Genomic DNA, 632 nt, shown 5'->3' on the forward strand with positions numbered 1-632 from the left:
GCTCTCTGGTGGAGGCTCGACGCGTTGCCATCCATTGACAATATTGGACGACCACTCCCGCTTTTCGCTTTGTTTGCTGGCGTGTCCTTATGAACGCTTTGTCTCAGTCCAAGCAGCCCTGATCGCAACTTTCCGCGTCTACGGGATGCCGATACGGATAACCTGCGATAACGGTCCACCTTGGGGAACGAGCGGAAACAGAACGATCTCTCGTATGGATGTTTGGCTCACACGCCTAGGGATCAAGGCAAGCCACAGTAGGCCATACCATCCCCAAACCCAAGGCAAGGACGAGCGCTTCCATAGAACACTCAAACACGAACTGCTCACTAGAACCGGCTTCAGTTCCATCCAGGACTGCCAGCTGGCCTTTGACCTTTGGCGCGATCGCTATAATTTGATTCGCCCGCACGAAGCATTAGATCAAAGGCCACCTGTGACACGCTACCGCACCAGTGGGCGCCTCTATCCCGAAGTGCTTCCACCCGTGGAGTATCCCGAGGGAAGTATTGTGCGCAAGGTCCGAGGGAACGCCACGATCTCGTGGAAAAACAAGCAGTACCTAGTAGGCGAAGGCCTGATCGGCGAACACATTGAGCTCCGGCCCGACGCAACAGACGGCATCATCAACC

The 632-nt window shown here is 55.5% G+C and carries 1 protein-coding gene and 1 pseudogene; both read left to right on the plus strand.

What is annotated here, in order from left to right; all coding sequences use genetic code 11:
• Nucleotides 1-73 precede the first annotated feature (73 nt).
• Nucleotides 74-214: pseudogene (locus LMJ30_RS21835) on the plus strand (hypothetical protein); the annotation flags it as partial.
• On the plus strand, nucleotides 215-632 hold a 418-nt coding region (locus LMJ30_RS04000), incomplete at its 3' end, for an integrase core domain-containing protein (RefSeq protein ID WP_229431060.1). It lies immediately after the preceding pseudogene.

Source organism: Massilia agrisoli (genome assembly GCF_020831365.1).
GTDB classification, from domain to species: domain Bacteria; phylum Pseudomonadota; class Gammaproteobacteria; order Burkholderiales; family Burkholderiaceae_D; genus Telluria_A; species Telluria_A agrisoli.